Genomic DNA, 26,296 nt, shown 5'->3' with positions numbered 1-26,296 from the left:
CATACCCGTACCTATTCCTCTTCTTATTGGGGGACGGGGAGTCTTCCCTTTTCTGGACTTAATAAAACTCTTTCATACCTGCTGAGGAGGCCGAATAGGAAATCGTATAATAATAGTTAGATTACATAGTTTCCCCTAAAGTGGCTACCCCAAAAGATGAGTTATGTAATAACTGGATCCATACGTACATAAAGAACCCATACTTACAGCCAGAACGGCAATGGACCAACCAATACATATTGTTAAGGGGCTCTCTTTTAAACCGAAATAGAAAAAAACAAAGAAATAAGGATACTCAAAATAAACAGAAAGGCCCAGAATCCATGAGCAATAGGCCGTTTTATTCATTAAATAGGAAAAGTGCTAAATAGTATCCAGGCAGACCCCTACGAATAATAGATTCCTCTTCATCGTACACCTCCCTGTTAACACGGTATAAATCCATATTTTAACCTTTGGGTATATTGCTCCAAAGGTAAAAACTTCATGGAACAGGAGTCCATTTATGACTGGCTCACTTTACAAAAATAAGCATTCTTAAGTATTTCGAGATAGTCGTTTCTTGAGAGTGGTCTGACATTACTTTGGGTGGATCCGTTGCTGAAGGCTAATTCCACAATTCGAGGAAAATCTTCTTCTTTGATTCCCGGAAGGTCCTGTAAATATGGAATATCCAGGCTTCTAACCAGCTTTTGTATCCCGCTAATTAATTTAGACACTGCTTCGTCTTCTTCATCCGTTTCTGCCGCAAAGCCCATAATTTTTGAGACCCTGGAGTGAATTTCTTTATTTTCTTCTGCATTGAAACTTAGAACAAAAGGAAGAAAGACAGCGTTTGCTACGCCATGCGGTGTATCATACAAACCGCCCAGCGCTTCTGCCAGGCAGTGAACAGCCGCTACATCTGCAGATCCAAAGCACAAACCAGCCAGCAGGCTTCCCTCCAGCATCTCTTTCCGTGCTTCTCGATTGGCGCCATCTTGATATACTTCAGGAAGAGAGGAAACGATTTTCCTCATGGCACTGGCACCGAGAGCCTGTGATATGGGATTGGTCACATTGCAAGTATATCCTTCGATAGCGTGAACGAGTGCATCAACCCCAGTAGCCGCTGTAATACTTGCTGGCATGCTATACGTTAGTAAAGGGTCGAGTACGGAGAGTATCGGCCGTAGCAGCGAGTGCTTCAAAGTCATTTTCCGATGCGTTGTTTGTTCGGTAATCACTGCGGAACGGGTGACTTCAGACCCTGTTCCTGCCGTTGTCGGCACACAGATGATGGGAGCTGTCTGGGCGTACGGGCGCAAATGATCTGCATAATCCGATGGCGTGCCCCCGTTCGGTCCGCATAAAGCTATCGTTTTTCCGGTATCCATTGCGCTGCCGCCGCCTACGGCAATTACCGCCTCGGCTCTTGATTCACGAAAAAGCTGCGCACCAGCTAAACAGTCTGTATCCCTTGGATTTTGGGCAATTGCATCAAAGAGAGTTACCTTAAAACCAGCGCCTTCAAGTGTTTGCTGAATTGGGGCTATCAGGCCGGCACGAATAACCCCTGGGTCACTAACCAGCAGTAAATTGGAACCAGGATTTAAGAAATTCAGCATCTCTGGCAGCTGTTTTGCCTTTCCTTCACCAAACTCAATACGTGTGGAACAGTAGTAACTATAAGCCTCCATTTTTCTTCCCCCTTATACCTAATCTTCTGATTTACAAAATTAAAAAAATTCAGAATTTATTTCTTACTAAATAAGAGATCTTTTAAAAAGATCCCTATTCAAGATACTACTTCATTTTTTATTAAATAAATATAGAGAAACAAATAAAAGCAGGAATGCCGCTACCTTTTTGGTGGTTAGGGGGTCCTTTATGCCGCCCATAAGACCAAAATGATCGATGATCGCTCCAATGATCATCTGCCCGGCAATTACTGCTATAAAAGTAGAGGCAACTCCAATTTTCGGAACGGTCACTACCATGATAAATACATAGAAGGCCCCCAACAGACCTCCTAAGAGCTGCCATTTTGGTACAGATCCCGCAGCAATCAAGTTACCTTTACCAAAAAAGATGGTTACAAAAAATAAAGCGGCTGTACCAATTAAAAAGGAAATAAAAGAGGCCTCAATAGATCCTGCTTTCTTACCCAAACCTCCGTTGATCTGCGCCTGAAAGGCGATAGCGATCCCCCCAATTAATGCTAATACCGGAAAAAGAACTCTCATGCTGACTCTCCTTACTCTGTCACTTTCTCAGCTGTATAGTAAACAAATAATGCCGAGGTAATATCCCAACCATATGTATGGAAAGAGTTTCTTACATAAGAGTAATATATATGGATAAATACTTCCAGCCATATGTTTCTAACAGCCATACACTCTTTTCGGACTTCAACTTTCGGAGAGAAGGAGGTATAACGCTGAACTACTTTCCTTCCCTTATTTCTTGAATGCTCTTTCCGCCTAAAAAGGCATGCCCAGTTCTCATTCTGGCAATGGTTTCAAACCCGTTTTTACAGTACACCTTTTCGACAGCTTCAGAAATGGGAAAAACCCAGAGATGCGTTAATCCCCTTCTGGACACTTCCTCCTGGATGTATCCTATCAGGTCGCCAATTAATCCCCTTCCTCTAAACTCCTCCAGGGTTGCGACATTCTCCATCCTCGCCTGATTATCATGTTCAAAGATACAAGCTGTTGAACAGGCAGTCCCATTATATCTTAATAGATAGTGAGTATATTCCTCACACTTGTATTCCTCTACAAATGCGTCTCCTCTAACTTCTCCGCCTAATTCTGGAATGCTGCGTTCAATATTCCATGCTTCCGCAAAATTTAGGTCGTTTACCTCTTCTATGGTAACTTGTTCTCTTTTTTTCTTATTATGCAGTTTGTTATCCCATAATTGAACTGGAGATATTAACTCTTCATACCCAAAGTTTTGTTCCTTAAGTGCAGCTATAAACTCCTGCTTCTGATCTAATCCGTAAATATAAAAGCGAGGGATAATGGAAATCCGATGGTAAAAGTCGATCGTCTCTTCGATCACTTTTTTAGAATCAATATAGTTTTTATGTATATGGGCATGGTTCGCATCGTAATAATCAGGCTGATCTACATTATAAAAGAACGTTCCCCACTCTGTATCCCTTCTGTTCGTGAAGGATTCAAGATATCTAAAATCCAGTTCCAGCATCTTATCAAGATTATTCATAATATCCCCCTATGTTACTGTCTATTATCTTTTATTGTATCAAAACGATCAGCTCTTTAGTTTTTTATATAAAAAATATTCTTACATATTTTGGTTGTGTTTTAACGTAATTAATTTTACTATTAAAAGTAAAGATAAGGAGGCGGTTTTGGTGGCAATTCACTATATTAACCCGAGCAGTGACACATTACACGGTTTTTTCAGTAAGGATATCGAGCCAGCTGTCAGGATCAACTCTGGCGACAGAGTCATTATGAAAACACTCGATGCAGCCTGGGGAGAAGAAGAACGAACCGTTCCGAGTGGAACTCGGAAGAAATTCACGGATATTCAGGACCAGCGCAAGCCTGAAGGGTTCGGACATTCCATAACCGGGCCCGTCTACATTAATAATGCACAGCCGGGTGATACTCTGGAGATAAAAATAAATGAAATCGTTCCAGGGGATTGGGGATGGGTCTCAGCAGGAGGTTTTCCAAGCTATTGGAATAAAAAGCTGGGTTTAGATGCTTCCAAAGAAGTAACATTTGATTTTTCCCTTGACCATAAAGAAATGCTCGGAAAAAGCCAATTCGGCAATTTTGATTACGCCGTCAAGCTCAACCCCTTCATGGGAATCATGGGGATGCCACCCGCCGAAGAGGGAAAACATACTACTGTTGTTCCCCGAAATTGCGGTGGAAATCTAGATTGCAAGGAACTTCAGGCAGGCTCTGCCCTATTTCTGCCCATACCTGTAGAAGGCGGACTTTTTTCTGCCGGGGACGGGCATGCGGCTCAAGGAGATGGAGAAGTGGCAGGTCCAGCGCTGGAATGCCCTATGGAAAAAGTCGACCTTACCCTGACTGTATTGAAAAATAAAACCATTCATACACCAAGAGCAAAAGTAAAAAACGGCTGGATTACAATGGGCTTCCATGAAAACCTGGATGAAGCCATGTGGATTGCATTAAATGCTATGCTTGACCTCATGGCAGAATCCTATAACATCTCACGGACTGAAGCCTGTGCCTATGCCTCACTTGTTGTCGATTTGCGAATCACCCAGATTGTTAATTTTTCCAAAGGAGTTCATGCGTTTCTGCCTGATGATGCTTTATTGAAAGTATAATGTCGGCCCCGCTTCTTGAATAAAAGTGGGGCTAGAATAACAGGTAGATGCATAAAGGAACCCTATAACCGAGTGGACCCGTAAATTGGTAGCTGTACCTTTACATGAACTCAGAATTCGATCAGATTAATAAATATGAATAAGTTCACCAAGGAGAATTCCGCCTGCAGGAGCTGTTAGCCGAGCCATACACTATACAATTTGAAAGCGAAAAAGACTCGATCACACGATCGAGTCCTGTCACAGACTTATTTCCAAACATCGTCTGCAATGTTTATTACATGTTTGATTTTTTCCCACTGCTGTTCTTCTGTAAGAATATTTCCTTCTTCCGTGGAGGCGAATCCGCACTGCGGGCTTAGACATAACTGATTCAAGTTAAGGTATCGGCTGGCTTCTTCGATTCTTGCTTTAATTTGTCCGGCTTGTTCGAGTTCTCCATACTTGGAAGTGATGAGGCCCAGCACGATTTGCAGATCGTCTCGGGTTACATGGCGCAGCGGATTAAATCCTCCCGAACGCTCGTCGTCGAATTCAAGGAACAAGCCGTCTACGTTTAGTCCGCCAAAAATGATTTCAGAAACATAATCATAGCCGCCGCTGGACATGAAGGTTGATTTAAAGTTCCCACGGCAGATATGCATAGTAATGGTCATATCATCCGGTTTCTGGGCAATTGACTCGTTGACTGCCCGGGCAAACAGTTCAGCAAGTTCTTTCGGTTCGTCACCCCCGGCAATGATTTTTTGTCTGCTATCTTCCGATAAGAATGCTGCCCATGATGTATCATCCAGCTGCAGATAACGGCAGCCAGCTTCATAAAATGCTTGAATGGCTTTTTGATAAGCCTGTACCAGGTCATCAAATAATTCTTCCCGGCTATCATATACTCCATCTTGGATCGCCGCTCTCAGCAGAAGCATGTTCGGGCTGGGAATGGTGAATTTCGCTGTATGGTCGCCGGCAATTTGATGCAGAAATTTATAATGTTCAAGCATTGGATGATCTCCAAAATCGACTTTCCCGATTACTCGTATGCCATGCGCTTTTGTTTGAACCCCATTAAATTGGAGGCCGGAATCTGCTTCATATAATTCGACACCTTCAAGCTCTGCGAGGAAATCGAAATGCCACCACGCTCGTCGGAATTCTCCATCGGATACAGCCTGCAGCCCTGCTTCTTTTTGTTTGGCAACCAGACGGATAATTTCCTCGTCCTCAATTTTTCGTAATTGGTCTGCAGTTATTTCTCCGTTTTGTTTTTGTAATCTAGCTTTTTTTAGTCTTTCCGGCCGTAGGAAGCTTCCTACATGGTCTGCTCTGAATGGTGCTCTTAGTAATGTTTTGGTCAATGATGACAACTCCTTATAATATATTAGATAGTCTCCAGCCGTTTATACGGCAGTTTTTCAAGCATATAAAAAACGCTCTCCCTAAAAAGGAAGAGCGTTGATATACATGGCATAGCATATGTTGTCTCTCCCTTATCTTTCAGAGTAATCTTCTGCAGGATTTAGCACCATCTGTTCTTTCGAACAGGGTTGCCGGGTTTCTCAGGGCCAGTCCCTCCACCGCTCATGATAAGGTTAATTTGATAAATTATTTGATTATTATAAAGAGTACACCTTTTCAAACAAAAAGTAAATAGCAATTTAGAGGGATAAAGGAAAAATCAAGCCTGAGAGGTCAATGGATGTTTAACATTTCCGGGCCAGGATGAGTGGTTTTGAGTCCTTACGAATAACACATTCGCATCCTCATTGTCCCCATTATTAGTAGGAAATTCCGGAGAATCCGCAGTAAAGTGAAAGATAACCTCTGTGGTTGCCGGCAGGGAAAGAGATTGGATAATACTTTCAACATCTGCCTCACCTTGGCTGATAAAATCGTACATATGTAAATAGTTATTCTCATGCCTCGCTATTGCAATAACGTTTTCCTTCTCAAAATAGTAAATATCGTCAGTAAAGACATACATACAGTAAAACATTAAAAGTTCCTGTGCATTCATGGTCCCAAATCGCTTTGAAATGGGTTTCCTCTTATTTGAAAAATCATAAATAAATGACCGATCATCCCGGCTGCTTCCTTCAAGTTTTCTATATGGAATAGCAACTTCTGGATTATATTTTAATGCTTGAGAAAATTGAGTTTCTTTTACTGGATAAAATCCAAACTTCGGATAAAAGTCCAGTACAGATTGGTTAGCAAAAAGATATATGTAGTCATATGCAGCAAAATCCTCAAGTACCCTGTTCATGAGTGTTTTTGATAAACCATAGCCGCGGTATTCTGGATGTGTCATAACAGTCCCTATTTGAATACTTTTCTTCTGTACATTATCAATCATCAGATCAAGCTTATTAACAGAAACATTGGCTACTACACGGCTGCCCTCGACAAAAGAATAAGGCACATATTTGTCCGTCCAATACCCCGCTTGATACCAGGGTTCAAAATTAATGCCGAATATCTGTTGTGCAAGTTCATTAAAACTATTTCTTAAAATCGCTTCATGATGATACCCTTTCACAAACAGAAGTCCCATTATTATTACTCCTTATTTTCCACGTTTGGATTATTATGTATATCCAATTTTTATAAGTAAAAAGTATGTATGTCAATGAATAAAAAAAAGACGCCTGGTTGCCCAGGCGTCTTTCGCGTATTGAGGCGAGTAACCGCACTCCACATAGTGCGTACCAAAAAGGTGTGTTACTCGGCTTACACAACTCAGCTCATCGCTTGTTTATAATAACATACATATAGATATTTAGCAATCAAAAATTTAATTTGCGTTGACCTTAAGTTCTACATCAATATTTCCCCTGGTTGCTTTCGAATATGGGCAGACCTGGTGGGCTTTTTCCACAAGACTTTCAGCTTGTTCCTGGGAAATTCCTTCAAAATCAACATTTAGGACTACTCCTAATTTAAAACCATTATCACTCTCGTCTTTAAGCAGGCTCACTTCTGCAGCAACGACTGGATCTACACTGACTTTCTCTTTACCCGCTACAAGACTGAGGGCAGAATTAAAGCAGGCAGCATAACCAGCAGCAAATAAAGCCTCTGGATTTGTTCCGTTGCCGCCATCTCCGTTTAAGGCTTTTGGATTGGCCAGCTGGAAGTCGATCACTCCATCATCTGAACGGACTGTCCCAGCCCTGCCTCCTCTAGAAGTTGCTTTAGCAGTAAATAGTACGCTCATAAAAACATTACCTCCCCGAGAAAATATTTCACTCAGTTAGTTTTCCCTGTCCAATCCGCGGCAAACCTCGAGGGGAATAATTTTTTACTGGAATGCTGCTGTCTTTTTATCAGCTTTTTACCCGTGACATTACCAGCCGCGCGCTATACAATAAAACAATATTCATTTTGGAAAGAAGTTGAAGTCTTGCGTACATATCGAATTTATATTTTATTACTTTTAATTATGATTCCCTGGGGCTTAAATGTCACAGCCACCAAAGTGTTAGTCGATCAGTTTATGCCGCTGACGATGACAGCATTCCGGATTATGACGGCAGGCATTGGCGTTTTTCTTGTATTACTGCTGTTAAAACGATTCAGACTGCCTTTGAAAAGTGAATGGAAGGCAATCATTCTTGGAGCGATTTTAAACGTTGCCGGCCATCACTCCTTCCTGTCTATTGGACTTAAGCACACATCTGGTGTCAATGGAGGATTGATCCTTGGCATTGGACCGCTGTTAACTGTTATTTTGTCCGTTTTATTTCTTGGAAGCCGGCTTACATGGATTAAAGTATTAGGTTTTATAATCGGGGTTTCTGGAGTCTTTATCACGGTCTTAGAGGGTAAAACCGGCCTGCAGGGAGCCAGTATTGGGGATTTCGAAGTCTTCCTATCGATGCTTTCACAGGCTTTTAGCTTTATCCTGATTAAACAGGCCTCAAAGACGATGGACCCACGGCTGCTGACAGGCTATATGCTGTTTATCGGTTCGTTCATTCTATTAATCATAGCAAGGTTGTTCGAGCCAGAAGGAATACAGAGCCTATCAACAGGAAATACAGCCCTATGGGCCATTTTCTTAGCATCCGCACTCATTGCCACAGCATTTGGACACATGTCGTACAATTACTGTATCGGGAAATTAGGTGCTGCCGAAGCATCTATCTTTTTAAATCTGATACCGTTCTTTTCATTGCTGGGCTCTGGCCTCTTCTTAGGCGAAAAGATTACTGCATCCCATTTACTAGGACTCGTATTTATCATAGCTGGCGTTATAATTGGCTCAGGTGCCTATAAACAGCTGATTTTCAGGAAAAACAAAGGAATCAATGCATCCCTATAATAACTTTGCTGCAGAGGGCCGCTTCTGCAGCTTTTTTATGTTTTGACGGCTTGTTTGGATGAAGGTTCCTGCGTGCTTTACTTTTTGTCATTCATCACCTGTAGGAAGGGGTTCCCGATCAGCACTTTTATGAAGGATCTTTCTTTAGCTCCATTGCCTCCTTTTGTCTTTCATCACCCCTATGAAGAACTTTTCTACAGCTCCATTCCCCCTTTTCGTCCTTCATCACCCTTATGAAGAACTTTTCTACAGCTCCATTCCCTCTTTTCGTCTTTCATCACCCCTATGAAGAACTTTTCTACAGCTCCATTCCCTCTTTTCGTCCTTCATCACCCCTATGAAGAACTTTTCTAAAGCTCCATTCCCTCTTTTCGTGCTTCATCGCCCCTATGAAGAACGTTTCTCCAGCACCCATTCCCCCCTTTTGGTCATTGATCGCCTGTATATAGGTTCTCCAATCTCGCTTTCCCATTTCCATTCATCAACAATAGGACAGCATAAAAAAAAGCCCACGAAAATCGTGAGCTTTACTTCTTATTCTTCAATTACCCGAACTTCTTTCATTTTATCGCCTGGTTTAATATCATCCACATATTCCATGCCTTCAACTACTTTGCCGAATACAGTGTGAACACCGTTTAGATGAGGCTGCGGCTCATATACGATGAAGAACTGAGAACCGCCTGTATCTTTACCAGCGTGGGCCATGGATAGAGAGCCTCGTTCATGCTTGTGAGGGTTTCCTTCCGTTTCACATTTGATTGTGTAACCAGGACCGCCTGTTCCTGTGCCATGCGGGCAGCCGCCTTGTGCTACGAAGCCAGGAATAACGCGGTGGAAGTTAAGTCCGTTATAAAAGCCTTCTTTAATCAGTTTTTCAAAGTTTTCAACCGTTCCAGGTGCTTCGTTTGGAAAAAGCTCAACTTTTACTTGTCCGCCTTTTTCTAAATCGATTACTGCATATTTAGTCAAATGAAAAAACTCCCTTCAAATCATGGATATGTAAGTTTTACTTCATGATTATACTTCATACTGGACAAAAAGGAAAACTTTCAGGCACTGAGCTCCTTATCATGGCCTTTCAGCCTTGTATATTCTGATGCTACCCTCTGAAAATATCCTTAGAAAGAACGGCATACAAAAAGTGACTCTTCCATTCTCCATTGATCAGCAGATTTTCCCGCATTAATCCTTCCCTACGAAAGCCTGCTTTCTCCAGCACACGTATAGAAGCTGGATTATCAGGAGATACCCCTGCTTCTAGTCTTCTTAGGTTGATTATGTTAAAAGCGAATTTCATTAAGAGAAACAAAGCCTCACTTGCAAGCCCTTTACCCGTTTGATCGGTATCCAATGCGTAGCCTGCCTGAGCTGACTGAAAGAAACTGGTTTTAACGCTGTACAAACTGATATCTCCAGCCAGCAGATCAGTGTTATTCAAAAAGATCCCAAAATGATAAGATTTTCCGTTTTTGGTATCCTCTTGACTTTCCAGGATTAGTTCCCGCTGATGTTCTACTTGATAAAAATCTTCATCTTTAGCAGGCTCAAACTGCTTCCAGACGTGCCGGTTACGTACCAACAAATCCGTATAGGCAGCCGCATCAGCCTCTTCTAAAGCTCTTAAATATATGTTAGTTCCCTGCAGCAGCATCTCTTTCTCCCTGTTCATTACTATCTAGAGTCCACAGACAGAGCCGTCAAATAGTCTATACTAATTTTGCAGCTTTCAAGAGGGTCTCTATCAAATTGTTCCTGCTCCACGATACACCAGTTAAGGTTTGGCAGATGTTTGGCATTATTTAAAAGGGCTGCGAAATCCAGCTGCCCTGTGCCTATTTCAATGCTTCTCTTTCTCCCATCCACGATTTTCATATCCTTCAGATGCAGGGAACAAAACCGGTCCGGGTACTTTGTTAAAAGTTCCAAAGGATCATATCCCGAGTATGACACCCAATAACAATCTAATTCAAAACTTACAAAATTCGGATCTGTTTGAGTCAATAAGATCTCATAACCTGTTTTGCCTCCAAACTGGGTGAATTCAAAATCATGATTGTGATAAGCAAAAAGAAACCCCTCCTCTTGGCACTCCTTGCCGATCGTGTTGAATAAGGCTGCTAATTCAAGATAGTCAGCTTCTGTTTTTCTTCTTTCTTCAGGGAGCCAGGGACATACGATCAAATGATTCCCAATCGTCTTATTGTATTGAAATACTTCCTTTAGATTACCTTCCAGCATTTCAATCGAAGTATGGCTTCCTGCAGCAGATAGCCCTGCTTCAGACATCTCTTTCCTAAGAACTTCTGCCGGAGTGTTGTGAAATCCAGCAAACTCTACCCCGTGATAACCCATTTGACCCACTCTTCTTAATGTACCAAGAAAATCTCTCTCTGCTGCATCCTTAACGGTCCATAGTTGAAGTCCAAACTTTTTCATACTTTCCTCCTCCTTTACCAATTAGAAATTCCCCGTAGTATGATCCAGCCCCAGCGTTTAAGATGGGATTCGCTTTATAATGAAGGGCTCATTATAACCCACTCTGTCTTGTAAGGGCTTTCCTCTTCTTTTTTAAAGGCTGTTTTCGCAAACTTTGTTGTTATTGAACAAGGGGTTGATTTACACTACAGGTTGCTCGCTTTCCGCGGGGCGGGCGCTGAGCCTCCCCGGCTTTGCCTGTGGGGTCTCACCTGATCGAAGAGCGGAGGACGGTGCTTTTCAAGAAAATATCCATCAAAAGCTGAATGATGATCTTTTTTAATTAGAGGCAAAACACTAAAAGAAAAGCAGACACCTGAACGGCATAAGACGAGCGGCAGTGAAGGGCCGATTTTGCCTTTCAATGGCGATTGTCTAGACCCGCGGTGTCAGTCCGGAGCTGGACAAAACCCGCTGCTCCCGCAGGAGTCTCGCACCTTACGTTTCAATCAACCTGTTTAACAATAGGGTTTGTTCACAGAACTTATTAAAAAAACAACAATCTTTTAGAAAAGAGCCGTTTTTTTTAAAATGGCTGAAGATCTTTTACACCTTTCCGTAAAAGATCTTCACCCGATGACCCGCCGTAACGGAGATATATTCTAACTATCAACACTCACTTAGGATTTTGTTTTATTACAAAAGCTTGAAAAAAGATCATTGTTTTAACAGATGTTATTTGACGGTTAGCTTCGGAGCCTTTCTAGCAAGTGCGCTTTGCTCATATCCATAGGCAATACTTATTAGCAGCGGTTCACTGAAGGCTGTTCCAGTAAAGGTAATTCCAACAGGTTCACCGTCGGCAGTGTAGCCGGCTGGAACAGTAATGGATGGGTAGCCTGCCTTCGCTGGTATTCCCGCACCTGCATTATTTGGAAATACGATAGCATCCAGCTGCTCGCTTTCCAGTAATGCATCGATACCTTTTATGGCAGAGAAGTATTGATCATGCTCAAGTGCGTGGATATAACCGCTCTCTGTCAGCGTACCGCTTGTGTTTTCTGACTCTAATAGCAGAGTCTGCCCATATTTTAATGTACGGCTGCTGTTTTGATTATTAAAGACAATTACATCTGCTAGGGAATGGACTGCACTTTTGGTTGGGAGTCCGCTTAAATACGCATTCAAATCCGCCTTGAATTCGTATGTAAGGACTTCATATCCCCAGTCCTCATTGGTAGAAGGAATCACCACATCTTCAACCACTTCTGCTCCAGCTTCCTTAAGTTTTACAATAGCTGAATTCAATACTTCCTGCTTTTCTTCACTTATATAGTCAAAATAAACCTCCCTGGCAATACCGATCCTTTTACCCGAAAGCCCCGCAGAGTCTAAAAATTTTGTGAAATCGGTTCCGTTAAGATCGGTGTTCTTTCCAGTAGCGGGATCAGTTGGATCGACTCCTGAAATAGCTGTCAAAAGATACACTGCATCTTTTACTGTTCTGGCCATAGGTCCAGCCGTATCCTGAGAATGGGCAATCGGGATGATTCCTGTCCGGCTGACAAGACCTACAGTCGGCTTGATACCAACAAGGGAATTTTGGCTTGCAGGACTTAATATGGATCCTGACGTTTCTGTCCCGACTGCGGCTGCAGCCAGGTTTGCTGCAATGGAGGCACCGCTTCCAGCACTTGATCCTCCCACATCAAATTTTCCTGGTGAATAAGGATTAAGCACCTGTCCGCCTCTTGAACTGTATCCATTAGGCATATTTTCCGTCATGAAATTAGCCCACTCGGTCATATTTGTCTTACCGAGAATGACAGCCCCCGCTTTTCGAAGCTGGGCAGCCACAAACGAATCCTCTAAAGCCGAGGAGCCGGCAAGTGCTAGCGATCCTGCACTGGTATGCATTTTATCCCCAGTATCGATATTATCCTTGACCAGAATTGGTACACCGTGAAGCGGCCCTCTTGGACCCTTTGCTGCTCTCTCGGCATCAAGTGCTTCGGCAATTTGGAGTGCATCCGGATTTATTTCAAGAACAGAATTTATTTCAGGGCCGCTTTTATCATAATCGGCGATTCTCTGTAAATAGAGCAGAGTTAGCTCCTTAGAGGTCAATTGGCCGCTCTCCATTTTCCCCTGCATTTCATCAATTGTGGCCTCAACCAGCCATTCTTCGTATAGTTTTTGTAATTTCGGGCTCTTCATTTTATGTATACTCCTTTTTCTAGCATGTGTGGATGATTTTATGCCTCCTTTCCTATTCGGGATACAAGATCCATTATCCTGCCACAGAATTGAAGTTGAAAACATTTTTCGACTTTTTTGGCGGCTTAAGAAAAATTAGAATAAATATTTCTCCGCAGAGTGATACAAAATAGGTAATGTTTGAAATCAAAGGAGGGATTTATATGCCAGAGAAAAATGCTCGTGGTTACGTTCAGGACACATCTTCAGCATTAAATCAGGCGAAGTCATTGCTGGAAAATGCTAAGGACACTGTAGAAAAGCAGGGGAACCGGGAAGATATTGAAGAATCTTTACGTATGGTTGATCAGGCGCTGCAGCAATCTAATACAGCAGCGAATAATCTAGAAAAGCATTAAGAAAAGGGAGCCCAGCCGAAGGCTTCGGCTCCTACACAGCCGTATTTTGCTCTCTGCCGACTTTATTTAGCCATTCAATAGTTACATGTATCAGTTCATCAAAATGGCTTGAGCAGGAATAGGTATGGTTCGCGCCTTCCACTAAATGGACTTTACTGTTTTTTACTAAATCCTTAAACAGAAGACTATATTTGTAAGGGATCACGTCGTCCCCAGTACCATGGACAAAAAGAGCATCTCCGTGAAACTTTTTTAAACTTTCTACTGGAGAATGCTTTAATAGCGATTCAATAAATTTCCTTGTAAATTCATATCCACAGTATTGTATGGATTCTTCCTCTCTCAAATTCAACACTTCATCACTCCCCAGAATAGAGGTTATATCCTCATAGGGAAAGCCTACAGCAGACCATGAAATAAGTTTGTTTATTCTAGCCTCTCTATCAAGAGTCAGAGCAGCTGCGGCACCTCCAAGGCTATGACCCAGCAGAAAAACCTTGTTCTTGTCGATGAAATCAAGATTAAACGCATAGTCAATAACACTCTTAGTCTGGTCTAATATTTCGCATAATCCGGTATTTCCGTATTTCCCAGGGCTTTCTCCGCACCCGCAATAATCAAACCTTAACACAGCGTATTTTTCAGCATTCAGTCTTTCTGATGTCTTAACAAATAAGCGGTCCACACCTGTTTTACTTCCTATAAAACCATGGCAGATGATGACTAATGGCAGATTGGATTGTCCGCTCACTGGTTCATCGTACTCAGGGATATCTAGTGCGGCCGATAAACTCAGATTGGTCCACGGAATTTTTATATGACTTCTTCCCATTTTTCCATCTCCCTTTTTCTTTTCAAGCTTCTATTAAGAGTTTAATTTAACTTAATCCTATAAGTTTTGTTGGAATTAATATAGAATACATTTGATCTTCTGTCAATTTCTTTCTGCATTTGCTGAAAATTAATGCCAAGACAGTACGGTTGACATACAAACGCTTACAGATTTAACATGAGAATTAAAATATAATATGGGATGTCTTTTAATGAAAATATTTTTTATCATTTGCCAGACGGCAATTTTATATGGTTTCTTTTTATTAGGAGAGTTTATACAAGGCTTACTGCACATAAGTATTCCAGGAAGCATAATTGGAATGCTTATATTATTTTCTTTGTTGCATGTAAAGTGGTTTCGGCCGCGATGGATTGAAACAGGAAGCCATTTTCTGATCAAAATCATGCCTCTTCTTTTTATTCCGGCTACTGTAGGAGCTATGGATTACCTCTCCCTTTTCCGAAAATATCCTTCCAGCTTAGGGATCGTTTTCATCAGTACAATGATCGTAATCATTTTATCTTCAGCGATGAGCCAGAGGCTTAACCGGAATAAACTTAAAAAAGTTGTATCTGAAGCTGAAAAGGAGATGAGCATTTGAATATCATCACAGCTCTCCTTATCATCTGCTTTACGACACTCATATATTTCGTCATGCAGATAATTTACAAAAAGTTTCCATCACCTATTCTTGTTCCTATTGCTACATCAACAGCGGTGATTATCATCATTTTATTTTTGTCACACCACTCTTACAAATTTTACATGATAGGCGGAAACTGGATAGGCAGTCTCTTAGGACCAGCTGTAGTAGCATTTGCTTATCCGCTATATCAGCACCGGAAAACATTGAAAGACTCTTTCGTGTCTATACTGACGAGCGTATTTGCCGGTACTGCGGCCGGCCTGGTCTCCGGGATTTTCCTGGCCTTATGGTGCGGTCTGGATGAAAGAATCATACTATCACTTGCCCCTAAGTCTGTTACTTCTCCTGTAGCCATGAGTATAAGTTCCTTGACCGGAGGCATTCCTGCACTGGCTGCGGTCTATGTCATGGTTGCAGGTATATCAGGTGCCATATTTGGACCGGTTATCCTAAAAAAACTTAACATCACTCATTCAATCGCTGTTGGAATCGGCCTTGGGACAGCCTCCCATGGGATTGGAACTTCAAAAGCCGCGGAATATGGCGAGCTGGAGAGTGCCATCAGTTCAATTGCCATGACTTTAAGTTCCATTTTCACTTCCATCTTATGTCCGTTACTATTGCATCTACTATTTTAATGAGAAATGCCTGGATCCGGTGGTAAAAACCGGATTCTTTCTTTTGTTGCGCTAATTTAATGTCTCTTCCTGGAAATTAAAATAAATTAAATCCTGTCTCTTAATCTCTTGGATCCTGCTCTAATATCCTCGATTTCAGTTAAATTCTTGAATTCACTATTACATTTTTCCCCAACACTTATCAATATCTATAAAAGCCCCCTGCTAAGCAAAGGGCCATTACACATTTAATTGTTTTGAAATTGAACTCGATGAAGGTTAGCAAACACGCCTTCCTGCTGAAGCAGTTCTTCATGGCTTCCTTGTTCTGCAATCCCTTCTTCTGTAACAACGACGATCCTGTCCGCGTTTCGGATGGTTGCCAATCTGTGAGCAATTACCAATGTGGTACGGTTTTTAGCAAGCTCAGTCAATGCATTTTGAATGATCATTTCGGTTTCTGTATCGAGAGCCGATGTCGCTTCGTCGAGTATAAGTATCGGCGGGTTTTTCAGAAACATCCGTGCAATTGCGATCCTTTGTTTTTGGCCTCCGGATAATTTAAGGCCTCTCTCGCCTATTTGCGTTTCATATCCGTCAGGCAGAGACTCAATAAATTTTTCTAAGTGAGCAAGCTTCGCTGCTTCCTCGATGTCTTTCTCGGATGCACCAAGCCTCCCATAAGCTATATTTTCCCTAAGTGTACCCGTAAAAAGAAAAACATCCTGCTGGACAATCCCTATCTGCGAGCGCAGCGACTGCTTGGTGAGCTCGCGGATATCAATGCCATCCATTTTTATCTTCCCGGCAGTTACATCATAGAAGCGTGGAATGAGTGAACAGATCGTGGTTTTCCCAGCTCCGCTCGGGCCGACAAATGCGACGGTATCACCGGCTCTAATTTCTAAATCTATGTCCTGCAGTACTGGATTTTTCCCGTCATAACTGAATGATACATCCTCAAAAGTGATATCCCCAGTTAATGAACCGGCTTCGATTGCATCTTCCGCATCCTGCACGTCCGGATCCTGGTCAATGATTTCTGTAAACCTCTTAAATCCAGCCATTCCTTTAGGATACAGCTCCATCAACGCACTGATTTTGTCCACAGGCTTAAACAGAACATTTACATAGAGGACGAATCCTACCAGTTCCCCGTAAGAGAGCTGATTATGGTAGCTGAGCCATGCTCCTACAACAAGAACGGCAAGAGTTATCAGCCTGGTCATCATATATATTCCGGATGAGCTGAAGGACATGACTTTATAGCCAGCAAGTTTAGCAGTTCTGAATCTTTGGTTGTTTACTCTAAATCTTTTAATTTCATATTTTTCGTTTGTAAAGGATTGGACAACACGTGCCCCCGATACACTATCCTCTACCCTGGCGTTTACGTCAGCTATTTCCCCGTACATTTTATTCCATGCTTTATTCATTTTGAGGTTACTGAACACCATTAAAAGCACAAGGAGAGGCAGTATACAAATTGCAACGAGAGCCAGCTTGACGTTGATGGTCAGCATAATCCAGAAGGCACCGAAGAATGTCATAACAGCTATAAATAAGTCCTCTGGACCATGATGGGCAAGCTCACCTATATCGAACAAGTCATTGGTCACCCTGCTCATTATATGTCCTGTTTTGGTATTATCAAAGAACGTAAAGGACTGCTTCTGAACATGCTGAAACAGCTGCTGCCTCATATCTGTTTCGATATTGATCCCGAGCATATGGCCCCAGTAATTCACAATAAACTGAAGGAACGTACTGATCACGTAAAGCGCCAGGAGTCCAAGACTCACTGATACAATGGCAGACCAATCCTCACCCGGCAGCAAATTATCGATGAACCATTGAACAGCAAGCGGAAAAGCAAGCTCTAGCAGAGCAACAACTACAGCGCTGGCAAAATCAATCATAAATAACTTCTTATGCGGCTTATAATATGTAAAAAATCGCTGAATCATTTTCTGTTACTCCTTTGTTTATGAACTTTCTAAATCATATCATGGTTTTCTTTGGTTTTATGCTGCTTTTCTATAATTGGGGCTCCAAATGCTATTTTTACGCCTTTATCTATGCTCTTTATCACTGCAGAATAACCTTTCAGCTGACACGGCCTCTATCTTTTGCAGATTTTGCAGGGTCAATAAATAGAATACGCTCGCTATTTGTCGAGTGAAACTTCATAAAAAAACGAAACTAAATGTAAGTCTCCTCCGACTAATTCATTGTAAAACAAAAATAATAAACAGGGGGTCATTTTTGTGACAGCAAGTATTCGTTTACCAAAGATTTTATTAGCAAGTTTACTGATTGCCTCTATGGCAATCGCTATCATGTTCGGTGCTTTTACACCGAAGGCACAGGCCAGTGTTTCCTGGGGCCAGGAAGTAACAGCTGTTGGAAATCTATATATCAAATCTCCTTATAAATGGGGAGGCAAAACGCCAAAAGGTTTTGATGCATCCGGCTACACTCAATATGTGTTCAAAAAGTCAGCTGCCAAAATAAACCTCCCAGCTTCTTCAAAAAATCAGTTTAAGGTAGGTAAAGCGGTCAAACAGAAGGATCTTCAAGAAGGCGACCTCGTATTCTTTAAAACAAATGGAAAAGATGTAAGCTTTGTAGGGATTTATCTTTCTAAAGGACAGTTCCTTGCTGTGACCGTTTCAAAAGGCGTGTCTGTTCAAAATATGAGTTCGAAGTATTGGAAAGATAAATATGCAGGCGCAAAACGAGTACTTCCGAAATACTAAAAAAAGATTTAACTTGATCTTACCGCAGACTCCTTTTCATAAGGATCGGCGGTTTTTTACTTCATCTGGTTTTAAAAGGCTTTGGAGAATATATCTCATGCAGCATCTCCAAATGGTAAACCGACCTGCCGCTTGGGTCATTCTTGTTATTTCTCGGCCATTTATTTTACATTCTTCACTCATCATTACGATGGTTTGCGCTGGAAATTAAAGGTCAATGTTAATTATGTGAAAGAAAGTAATCCATCCTATCCTGCAAGTTCAAGGAATACAGAGAAATAGAAAAAAGACTGGATAATGCTCCAGCCTGTTTTATTCCATGTCAAGAAGAACGAATTCCGTATTTTTCTATAAAATCCCGGCTTAGCTCACTCCACACATCAAACTTATTTCCATCTGGATCGCTGAATACAAAATTCCTGCCCGTGTGGCCCCTGTTTTCTATTTCACCAATATTGATTCCTTTTTCCAGCAATTCGGCATGAAGGGTTCTTAACTGCTGTATGCCATTTACTTCAAACGTCAGGGCAAAATGTTCCCTGCCCTTATCATCTATAAAATTCAACTGTTGATTCGGAGCGGCTTTCACTAGGAAAAAGCTTTGGTTTGCTAGATTGATAATGGCCTTATCCTCGTCTTTATAGCTTAATTCTGCCCCTAATGCAGCCGTGTACCATTCCGATGATTTTTCAATGTTTCTTACAGGAATATACGTTGTCCCTACCCGTAATAACTCAGTATTCATCCAACTCAGGCTCCTCTCTCAGCATTCTAGATTGAAATATTCGATAAAAAAACGTACTTTCCTTCTAGGAGGGTTATTTTATTTTGAATAAGAGAGTTTTCTGAGAAGGCTGTATAAATAAAAGGCTGTTTTCGCAAACTTTGTTGTTAATTGAACTAGGGGGTTGATTGGAACGTGAGGATGCTCGCGGACCTTAGGGGCGGGGCCCGAGCCTCCTCGGCTTCGCCTGTGGGGTCTCACCTGTCCCGCTGCTCCAAATGGAAAAAGCTCAGATAGGCACAATGCGTTTACATGTATATATCGCGAAAAACACCCAGATCCACGATCCAGGTGTTTCTTCTCTCTTATTTAACTGTTAAAGCAAGACCTTTAATTCCTTTGATCAGTTCGTCAACTTCTTCTCTTTTACCCTGATGGAAGGCATTCACGATTTTACTGCCAACGATCACTCCGTCGCAAAAAGGAAGGACTTTCTTGGCAAGTGATGGAGTGGAAATTCCAAACCCAGCCAAGACCGGGGTATTCGTATACGTTTTTAGTTTACTGATTTTCGCCTCTAGTTCAGCGGCATTTAGTTCCGCCCTTTCCCCTGTGACTCCCTTAACGGTTACTGCATAAATAAAACCTTCACTGTCTTCTGCTAATCTCTTGAGCCTTTCTTCCGGGCTTGTTAACGAAGCTAATCGGATCACCGAAATATCAGTCTTTGAAAGCGCACCTGTAACAAGGCCTTCTTCCTCGAGAGGAAGGTCTGGGAAGATACAGCCGGACACCCCGGCATTTTCACTGTCCAAAGCAAATTTATCTACACCATACTGCAAGACTGGATTGATATAGGTCATTAAAATAAGCGGCACCCTGACCTGTGCTTTAATAACCCGCAGCGTTTCTAGAATGGTAGAAAGGGTAGTACCTGCTTCAAGGGCCCGGAGTCCAGCATCCTGAATGACGGGGCCGTCAGCAACCGGATCTGAAAAAGGTACCCCAACCTCAATAACATCTGCTCCGCTAGCCTGCAGAGAGAAGATATCCTCCTTAAGTCGTTCCATGCCGCCGTCTCCACCCATTATATAGGCAACGAACGCTTTCTCGCCATTTTCTTTTAATCTATGAAATCTTTCGGTTAATTTATTCATGTTCCGCTCTCCCTTCAGCTTTTCTAATGGTATCTACGTCCTTGTCACCGCGTCCCGATAAACAGATGACTATGCTTTTATCAGCCGGCAGTTCTGCAGCAATTTTTACAGCATGTGCTATCGCATGTGAGCTTTCAAGCGCTGGTATGATACCTTCAGTTCTGGTAAGCAAATGGAACGCTGACAAAGCCTCTTCATCAGTAACGGAGGTGTATTCGACACGTCCTTCTTCCATTAGATACGAATGCTCGGGTCCTACTCCAGGATAATCAAGTCCCGCAGAAATGGAGTGTGCCTCTTGGATCTGCCCATCCTCACTTTGAAGCAGGTACATATAAGCACCGTGAAGGATGCCTTTTTTCCCTTTGGTTAAGGAAGCAGCATGGAACCCTGTCTGAATCCCCTTTCCTGCAGCCTCGACTCCAATAAGGGAAACACCTTGGTCTTCAATGAATGGATAGAACATTCCCATGGCATTGCTTCCTCCCCCGATGCATGCCACCACATAATCGGGGAGCTTATTTTCTACTGTGTAGAATTGCTCTTTTGTTTCTTTTCCAATTACACTCTGGAAATCACGGACAATCTGCGGAAACGGATGCGGTCCAAGCACGGAGCCCATGATGTAATGTGTATCATCAATATTAGTAACCCAGTAACGGAGGGCTTCATTCACTGCATCCTTCAGTGTACGACTTCCTTGTGTTACGGAAACTACTTTAGCCCCGAGCAATTCCATTCTATACACATTAAGCTTCTGACGCTGAATATCTTCTTCACCCATGAAGATGACCGCTTCCATATCAAGCAGGGCACATACTGTGGCTGTTGCTACACCATGCTGGCCTGCCCCTGTTTCTGCTACCACTTTGTTCTTGCCCATTCTTTTTGCCAGCAGCGCCTGGCCCAGCGTATTATTTATTTTATGGGCACCCGTATGGTTCAGATCTTCCCTTTTTAAATAGATTTTTGCGCCTCCAGTTTTCTCGCTTAATCTTTTAGCAAAATACAAAGGCGTTTCACGGCCGACATAGTTTTTGAGGAGGGAGGTGAATTCCTCCTGAAACTCGTCTGTCGAAGCAATCGTATTGTACGCATCTTCTAATTCCGTAATGGCATTCATTAATGTTTCTGGAACAAATTTTCCGCCAAACGCCCCGTATTTTCCATGCTGGTCTGGCATTTTATAAGCTGTCATCTTCATTCTGACACCACTCCTGTCTTTGCATTTTCAATGAATTTTTTTATTTTTTGGTGATCTTTTTTTCCTTCCGTTTCCACGCCGCTGCTTACATCTACCATGGAAGGCCTGATGACCCCGATGGCCTCCTCAACATTTTCAGGAGTCAGCCCGCCAGCTAAAATCAGGTTTTTCACTTCTAATCCAAGATCTCTGGCCTCCTGCCACTCAAATCGCTGGCCGTTACCGCCCCGGTATTTTCCTTTTGGGGCATCAAGCAGGACGCTGTCTGCTTTCGATTTTTGAAGGATAGTGCTTATCCCATTCTGAAAAGGAATTCCTTTTATTACCGGGAGGGAAAGTGCCTGAATGAAATGCTCCTCTTCTTCACCATGAAGCTGGATCATCGTAAGTCCTGTGTAATCGGCGATTTGTTCGATATGTTCCTTCGATTCATTCACAAAAACGCCTACTTTTTGAACCTCTTCCGGCAGGCTGTCTATGATTTGTTTAGCACTCTCTTTATCTATCTTTCTTTTACTTTCGGCAAATACAAATCCTAAGGCATCCGCTCCAAAATTTACGGCAGCATGAGCGGTTTCTTTGTCCATAATTCCGCATATTTTAACTTTCATAGACTTTTTCTCTTTCGCAGCTTCTTCATTTGAGTGATTAATTCATTAGGGTTAGTCTGCCTCATAAATGCTTCTCCTACGAGAATACCATCCGCCCCTGCTCTTAACACCCTTTCACAGTCATCCAAAGACGTAATTCCGCTTTCGCTTATTACAAAAGCACCGCTGTCTTTTGCCGATTTTGCCAGCTGTTCTGTCACAGATAAATCAATTTCAAAGGTTGTGAGATTACGGTTGTTAATTCCAATCACGGCAGCTTTAATCCCCAATGCCCTCTGCAGTTCTTCTTCATCATGTACCTCGACCAGCACTTCCAATCCCTGATGCTCTGCATAGTCATATAATTCTTTTAACTCAGAATCAGTCAGCGCTCGCACAATCAGCAGAATGATATTTGCTCCAGAGAGACGAGCCTCTTCTATCTGTCTTTTATCTAGGATGAAATCCTTACAAAGGATCGGAAGCTTTATTTGTTTTCTCACCGCCTCCAAATCCTGCAGGCTTCCCTTAAAAAAGGTTTCTTCAGTCAGCACCGAAACTGCATCGGCCCCTGCCTCTTCATAAAGTCTTGATACCTTTTCCGGGTCCGCATCAGGATTGATTGCCCCTTTAGATGGAGAAGCCCTTTTAAATTCAGCAATAATGCTGAAGCCTTGTTCTAAAGCCTGTTTTAGTGTAGATGAAGCAGCAGGGAGCTTCCGTTCAGTTGAATGATTAAACCCTTGCTGTGCAAGCTTTTTACGTTTTTCTTCTAATATGGGTTCTAGATAATCTTTCATATTGTTACCTCCTCCATGCTGATTGCCTTTGATGCTTCCAGTATCTTTTTGAAATGGCTGTAAGCTGTACCAGAGTAAATTAATTCGCGGGCGAGGTTTACTCCCTCTTCAAGAGTGGATGCCTTCTCGGCTGCATACAGCCCGATTCCTGCATTTAATAAAACTGTATCAGTAAAAGGACCTTCATCTCCTTCAAGTACAGATAATAATATGTCAGCATTCCGCTCAGGAGCTCCCCCTCTGATTTCCAGGTTGCTGGCCTCTTTGAGACCGACTTGCACAGGATGAATAGTCTCTGTTCTAACTTGACCATTTTCGACAATCCGCAGCTGGTTTTCTCCCTGCAGCGAAGCTTCATCCATTCCACCGGCACCATGAACTACGATCGCTTTTTTCCGTCCTAATTTTTGAAATACGCTTGCATATGGATCTAATAGGCCGGCACTGTATACCCCCGTTACCTGGTAGGTTAAGGAAACTGGATTTGTTAATGGGCCCAGGCTGTTAAAGACGGTTGGTATCCCAAGTTCTTTCCGCACCTTAACAATTTTCTTTAATTGTGGATGTACATGCTGGGCAAATAAGAAAGCGATATTGGTCTGTTCTACCATCCGTTTCGTATCCTTTGCACTCTGTAAAAGGGGGATCCCGAGTCTCTCGAGCACATCCATTGATCCTGATTTACTTGTAATCCCCCTGTTTCCGTGCTTCACCATTTTTACGCCGCCGGCAGCAAGGACAAAGGACGTAGTCGTACTGATATTAAAACTGTTAGAACCATCCCCGCCTGTACCGCAAATATCCATACTTCCCTCCCCGATATCAAATTTATGTGTGGATGCGTTACGGATACTTTGGGAAAGGGCAGCCATCTCACCAGGTGTTGCTCCCTTGATGTTTAATCCCATAAGGAACGCACCAATTTCACTTTCATTTGTATTCGGATCAAGAAGCACTTCCGCCGCCTCCTGCATTTCTTCAAAGCCTATTTCCTCTCCTGCCACCAGCTTAGCTAGGTACTTTTTCATGTAAATCCCTCCGATTTAAAATTTGCGCAAAGCGTTTGATCAATTCAATTCCAGATTGAGTCGCGATCGATTCCGGATGAAATTGTAAGCCGATTACAGGGTATTCCTTGTGCTGTACCGCCATCAGAGCGCCGTCTTCCACCGCTACGGCCGCTTGCTCTAAACAATCAGGAATACTTTCTAAATCAATGAGCAATGAATGATATCGCATAACTGTCATCGAGTTATTCATGTTTTTGAAAATCCCTGTTCCGTTGTGGGTAATGCTTGATGTTTTTCCGTGTTTGACAGTCTTTGCCTTCTTGATCTCCGCTCCGAATGCTGCCCCAATCACCTGGTGGCCAAGGCAGATGCCCAAAATGGGGATGCTGGTAAAAAACTCTTTCACCACTTCCAGACAGATACCGGCGGAATCCGGTGCACCGGGACCGGGAGAAAGAATGATCCCCTGTGGGTCCATCTCTCTTATTTCTTCAATGGTTATTTCATCATTTCTCTTGACGAGGGTTTCTATTTCCAGTTCCCTCAACATTTGATATAAGTTGTAAGTAAATGAATCGTAATTATCAATTAGTAAGATCATTTGAGCGCCTCCATTAATCCTTGGGCTTTGAATACTGTTTCGTTCCATTCATTTTCAGGAACAGAATCATGTACAATTCCTGCACCTGCCTGCAAATAGGCTTTATTGTCTGTAAAAACCATCGTCCTGATTGTGAGTGCCAGATCAAGGTTCCCACTGTGTGTAAAATAACCGATGCCTCCCCCGTAAATTCCTCTGCGTGTTTTCTCAATCCCGTTAAGGAGCTGCATAGCCTTTATCTTAGGTGCACCAGAAACCGTACCCGCCGGCAGACTAGAGGCAACGGTATCTAAAAAATGTACCTGTTCATCCAGTACTCCTTCGACATCTGAAACCAAATGCATGACATTTACATATTTCTCTATTTCCATCAATTTCGTTACTTTTACCGTCGAAGGTTTGCTGACTTTTCCAAGGTCATTCCTTGCTAAATCCACAAGCATATAATGTTCTGCCCTTTCCTTTTCATCATTCAGCAGTTCTTTCTCCAACTCAAAGTCCCGAGCCGGGCTTTCTCCTCTCCGCCGCGTTCCGGCGATTGGATTGGAGAGGATCTTATTTTCTTGGACGGTGATTAAGCGTTCCGGCGAACTCCCTGCAATCTGATAGGTTCCAAAGTCCATATAGTATCGATACATGGATTTGTTATAAGTACGAAGTCTCTTAAAAAATTGGAAAGGATCACCTGTAAAGCTGCTTTGGAACCTGTGCGATAATACCGCTTGAAAGATATCTCCCTCTAAAATGTGATTTTTTAACCTACGGACAGCATTTTCGAAATGTTCTTTACCTGTATCAGAAATGAATCCAGAAACTTTAAAATCTTCTGTATTCTCCATCTGCAAAAATGTCTCAAGTCGGGCAATCTGCTTCGTTAAAATATTCTCTGCCATCTCTTTCCCGAGAGTTCCTTCATAGTCCACCAGGAAATATTGCGCCGGACCATCTTCCTGAATCAATACATAATGGGAGTGAAACAAAAAATTCATATCATAAGTATTTACATCATTTATCTTTGCTGGACCGATATTTTCTACATTGCGGATGAAATCATAGCCAAAGTACCCAATTCCCTTAGCGATCTCTGACTGAACGGATTCATACTTGGCAGTCAAGTCTTTTAACGTTTCAAGAGGATTCCCATAAGTACGAGTTAAGTTCCCCTGCTTTATCACTTCAATTTCGTTTTGGCTGGATCTCACCTGAATATATGGGTTTAACCCAATAATGGTCTGTCTTCCGCCGCGATGATCGGGGAATTCCAGTAATACTTTATTTGTTCCTTCCAGCCCTTCATAAGCTAAAACTGGATCAATCGCCTTTTTTATTTCTTTTTTATATATTTTCAGCATGTTCATACTTTTCACAGACATTGGTGATCCCTCTTTCAGTTTTATGGATTTTCTTTTTCAGTATAAAAAAAATCCTCCATAAGCTAAGAAGCTTATGGAGGACGAATATGCCGCGGTGCCACCCCCGTTAGGAAACGAAAAAAAATTTCCCATCTCTTCAGATACAGGACAAAGCTGGCTCTGTCCGATATCCTATCCCTATAACGGGGGAAGCCGTGTCCCTCTACTGTTAGTTCAAGGGACCTCTCGAAAGGCCATTCACTTAAATGACTGCATCGGTTCTCACCACGGCCGGAACATGTTTCCATGATCAGCCTGCCACCGAC

The 26,296-nt window shown here is 42.4% G+C and carries 27 protein-coding genes, 1 riboswitch and 1 other annotated feature (1 of these 29 running past the window's edge); of the genes, 6 read left to right on the top strand and 21 right to left on the bottom strand.

What is annotated here, in order from left to right:
• Positions 1-503: 503 nt before the first annotated feature.
• The 3 genes from CUU66_RS10500 to CUU66_RS10490 all read right to left on the bottom strand — a co-directional run bounded on the left by CUU66_RS10500 (position 504) and on the right by CUU66_RS10490 (position 3,213).
• Entirely contained in the window at positions 504-1,679 is a 1,176-nt protein-coding gene (locus tag CUU66_RS10500) for an iron-containing alcohol dehydrogenase (RefSeq protein ID WP_101641824.1), read from the bottom strand.
• Between the two features lie 111 nt (positions 1,680-1,790).
• A complete protein-coding gene (locus tag CUU66_RS10495; RefSeq protein WP_101641823.1) occupies positions 1,791-2,225 on the bottom strand; it encodes a DMT family transporter in 435 nt (144 codons plus the stop codon).
• Between the two features lie 199 nt (positions 2,226-2,424).
• Positions 2,425-3,213 carry a GNAT family N-acetyltransferase gene (locus tag CUU66_RS10490; protein ID WP_101641821.1) on the bottom strand — a complete coding sequence of 263 codons (789 nt, stop codon included), beginning with the start codon at positions 3,211-3,213 and terminating at the stop codon, positions 2,425-2,427.
• A gap of 151 nt (positions 3,214-3,364) precedes the next feature.
• Here CUU66_RS10490 and CUU66_RS10485 point away from each other — a divergent pair, with 151 nt between their 5' ends.
• Positions 3,365-4,324: an acetamidase/formamidase family protein gene (locus CUU66_RS10485; protein WP_101641819.1), complete on the top strand. Its 960-nt coding sequence runs from the start codon at positions 3,365-3,367 to the stop codon at positions 4,322-4,324.
• Between the two features lie 248 nt (positions 4,325-4,572).
• Here CUU66_RS10485 and CUU66_RS10480 read toward each other — a convergent pair whose 3' ends face one another.
• The 3 genes from CUU66_RS10480 to CUU66_RS10470 form a co-directional block, all read right to left on the bottom strand.
• Positions 4,573-5,676: a 5-methyltetrahydropteroyltriglutamate--homocysteine S-methyltransferase gene (locus CUU66_RS10480; RefSeq protein ID WP_101641817.1), complete on the bottom strand. Its 1,104-nt coding sequence runs from the start codon at positions 5,674-5,676 to the stop codon at positions 4,573-4,575.
• A gap of 129 nt (positions 5,677-5,805) precedes the next feature.
• Positions 5,806-5,911, bottom strand: a riboswitch (SAM riboswitch).
• Positions 5,912-5,996: 85 nt separating this feature from the next.
• Positions 5,997-6,872, bottom strand: a complete 876-nt coding sequence (locus CUU66_RS10475) for a GNAT family N-acetyltransferase (RefSeq protein ID WP_257967953.1) — start codon at positions 6,870-6,872, stop codon at positions 5,997-5,999.
• Between the two features lie 240 nt (positions 6,873-7,112).
• Entirely contained in the window at positions 7,113-7,535 is a 423-nt protein-coding gene (locus tag CUU66_RS10470) for an organic hydroperoxide resistance protein (RefSeq protein ID WP_101641813.1), read from the bottom strand.
• 186 nt (positions 7,536-7,721) lie between these two features.
• Here CUU66_RS10470 and CUU66_RS10465 point away from each other — a divergent pair, with 186 nt between their 5' ends.
• Positions 7,722-8,642, top strand: a complete 921-nt coding sequence (locus CUU66_RS10465) for a DMT family transporter (protein WP_101641811.1) — start codon at positions 7,722-7,724, stop codon at positions 8,640-8,642.
• Between the two features lie 298 nt (positions 8,643-8,940).
• Here CUU66_RS10465 and CUU66_RS24145 read toward each other — a convergent pair whose 3' ends face one another.
• The 5 genes from CUU66_RS24145 to CUU66_RS10445 all read right to left on the bottom strand — a co-directional run bounded on the left by CUU66_RS24145 (position 8,941) and on the right by CUU66_RS10445 (position 13,277).
• Positions 8,941-9,114: a hypothetical protein gene (locus CUU66_RS24145; protein WP_180955243.1), complete on the bottom strand. Its 174-nt coding sequence runs from the start codon at positions 9,112-9,114 to the stop codon at positions 8,941-8,943.
• A gap of 62 nt (positions 9,115-9,176) precedes the next feature.
• Positions 9,177-9,614 carry a peptidylprolyl isomerase gene (locus tag CUU66_RS10460; protein ID WP_101641810.1) on the bottom strand — a complete coding sequence of 146 codons (438 nt, stop codon included), beginning with the start codon at positions 9,612-9,614 and terminating at the stop codon, positions 9,177-9,179.
• Positions 9,615-9,744: 130 nt separating this feature from the next.
• Positions 9,745-10,296 (bottom strand): GNAT family N-acetyltransferase, encoded by a 552-nt coding sequence (locus CUU66_RS10455; protein WP_180955242.1) that lies wholly within the window; start codon positions 10,294-10,296, stop codon positions 9,745-9,747.
• 20 nt (positions 10,297-10,316) lie between these two features.
• Entirely contained in the window at positions 10,317-11,081 is a 765-nt protein-coding gene (locus CUU66_RS10450; RefSeq protein ID WP_101641806.1) for a sugar phosphate isomerase/epimerase family protein, read from the bottom strand.
• Between the two features lie 714 nt (positions 11,082-11,795).
• Complete coding sequence (locus CUU66_RS10445; protein ID WP_101641805.1) at positions 11,796-13,277, bottom strand: amidase family protein; 1,482 nt, start codon at positions 13,275-13,277, stop codon at positions 11,796-11,798.
• A gap of 203 nt (positions 13,278-13,480) precedes the next feature.
• Here CUU66_RS10445 and CUU66_RS10440 point away from each other — a divergent pair, with 203 nt between their 5' ends.
• A complete protein-coding gene (locus CUU66_RS10440) occupies positions 13,481-13,675 on the top strand; it encodes a hypothetical protein (protein ID WP_101641803.1) in 195 nt (64 codons plus the stop codon).
• A 31-nt stretch (positions 13,676-13,706) separates the two neighbouring features.
• On the opposite strand, the gene CUU66_RS10435 is transcribed toward CUU66_RS10440, so the two are convergent.
• Positions 13,707-14,507 (bottom strand): alpha/beta hydrolase family protein, encoded by an 801-nt coding sequence (locus CUU66_RS10435; RefSeq protein WP_101641799.1) that lies wholly within the window; start codon positions 14,505-14,507, stop codon positions 13,707-13,709.
• A gap of 211 nt (positions 14,508-14,718) precedes the next feature.
• Here CUU66_RS10435 and CUU66_RS10430 point away from each other — a divergent pair, with 211 nt between their 5' ends.
• Positions 14,719-15,111, top strand: a complete 393-nt coding sequence (locus CUU66_RS10430; protein WP_101641797.1) for a CidA/LrgA family protein — start codon at positions 14,719-14,721, stop codon at positions 15,109-15,111.
• Positions 15,108-15,794: an LrgB family protein gene (locus CUU66_RS10425; RefSeq protein ID WP_374702988.1), complete on the top strand. Its 687-nt coding sequence runs from the start codon at positions 15,108-15,110 to the stop codon at positions 15,792-15,794. The genes CUU66_RS10430 and CUU66_RS10425 overlap by 4 nt, the downstream gene beginning before the upstream one ends.
• A gap of 227 nt (positions 15,795-16,021) precedes the next feature.
• Here CUU66_RS10425 and CUU66_RS10420 read toward each other — a convergent pair whose 3' ends face one another.
• Positions 16,022-17,740, bottom strand: a complete 1,719-nt coding sequence (locus CUU66_RS10420) for an ABC transporter ATP-binding protein (protein ID WP_101641795.1) — start codon at positions 17,738-17,740, stop codon at positions 16,022-16,024.
• 300 nt (positions 17,741-18,040) lie between these two features.
• On the opposite strand from CUU66_RS10420, the gene CUU66_RS10415 reads away from it, so the two are divergent.
• On the top strand, positions 18,041-18,532 hold the full coding sequence (locus CUU66_RS10415) for a C40 family peptidase (RefSeq protein WP_257967952.1): 492 nt from the start codon (positions 18,041-18,043) through the stop codon (positions 18,530-18,532).
• Between the two features lie 322 nt (positions 18,533-18,854).
• Here the strand turns inward: CUU66_RS10415 and CUU66_RS10410 are convergent, their stop codons facing one another.
• From CUU66_RS10410 to CUU66_RS10375, 8 genes are all read right to left on the bottom strand, one after another.
• Positions 18,855-19,277, bottom strand: coding sequence for a VOC family protein (locus CUU66_RS10410; protein WP_101641793.1), 423 nt, complete (start codon positions 19,275-19,277; stop codon positions 18,855-18,857).
• A 344-nt stretch (positions 19,278-19,621) separates the two neighbouring features.
• Positions 19,622-20,413: a tryptophan synthase subunit alpha gene (gene trpA, locus CUU66_RS10405; protein WP_101641792.1), complete on the bottom strand. Its 792-nt coding sequence runs from the start codon at positions 20,411-20,413 to the stop codon at positions 19,622-19,624.
• The gene (gene trpB, locus CUU66_RS10400; RefSeq protein WP_101641904.1) at positions 20,406-21,611 is read right to left on the bottom strand and encodes a tryptophan synthase subunit beta; all 1,206 of its coding nucleotides are present in this window, start codon (positions 21,609-21,611) and stop codon (positions 20,406-20,408) included. The genes trpA and trpB overlap by 8 nt, the downstream gene beginning before the upstream one ends.
• Positions 21,612-21,613: 2 nt before the next feature.
• Positions 21,614-22,228 carry a phosphoribosylanthranilate isomerase gene (locus CUU66_RS10395; protein WP_101641790.1) on the bottom strand — a complete coding sequence of 205 codons (615 nt, stop codon included), beginning with the start codon at positions 22,226-22,228 and terminating at the stop codon, positions 21,614-21,616.
• Positions 22,225-23,007 (bottom strand): indole-3-glycerol phosphate synthase TrpC, encoded by a 783-nt coding sequence (gene trpC, locus CUU66_RS10390; RefSeq protein ID WP_101641786.1) that lies wholly within the window; start codon positions 23,005-23,007, stop codon positions 22,225-22,227. The genes CUU66_RS10395 and trpC overlap by 4 nt, the downstream gene beginning before the upstream one ends.
• Entirely contained in the window at positions 23,004-24,035 is a 1,032-nt protein-coding gene (gene trpD, locus CUU66_RS10385) for an anthranilate phosphoribosyltransferase (protein WP_101641784.1), read from the bottom strand. The genes trpC and trpD overlap by 4 nt, the downstream gene beginning before the upstream one ends.
• Positions 24,016-24,618, bottom strand: coding sequence for an anthranilate synthase component II (locus tag CUU66_RS10380; RefSeq protein ID WP_101641782.1), 603 nt, complete (start codon positions 24,616-24,618; stop codon positions 24,016-24,018). Before CUU66_RS10380 ends, trpD begins: the two co-directional genes overlap by 20 nt.
• Positions 24,615-25,991 carry an anthranilate synthase component I family protein gene (locus CUU66_RS10375; RefSeq protein WP_101641780.1) on the bottom strand — a complete coding sequence of 459 codons (1,377 nt, stop codon included), beginning with the start codon at positions 25,989-25,991 and terminating at the stop codon, positions 24,615-24,617. The genes CUU66_RS10380 and CUU66_RS10375 overlap by 4 nt, the downstream gene beginning before the upstream one ends.
• Before the next feature lie 73 nt (positions 25,992-26,064).
• Positions 26,065-26,296, bottom strand: a binding site (T-box leader); it runs 49 nt beyond the window's last position.

It is taken from the genome of Peribacillus deserti, from assembly GCF_002863585.1.
Classification (GTDB): domain Bacteria; phylum Bacillota; class Bacilli; order Bacillales; family DSM-1321; genus Paraperibacillus; species Paraperibacillus deserti_A.
This window is presented reverse-complemented; position numbering and strand designations above follow the sequence as displayed.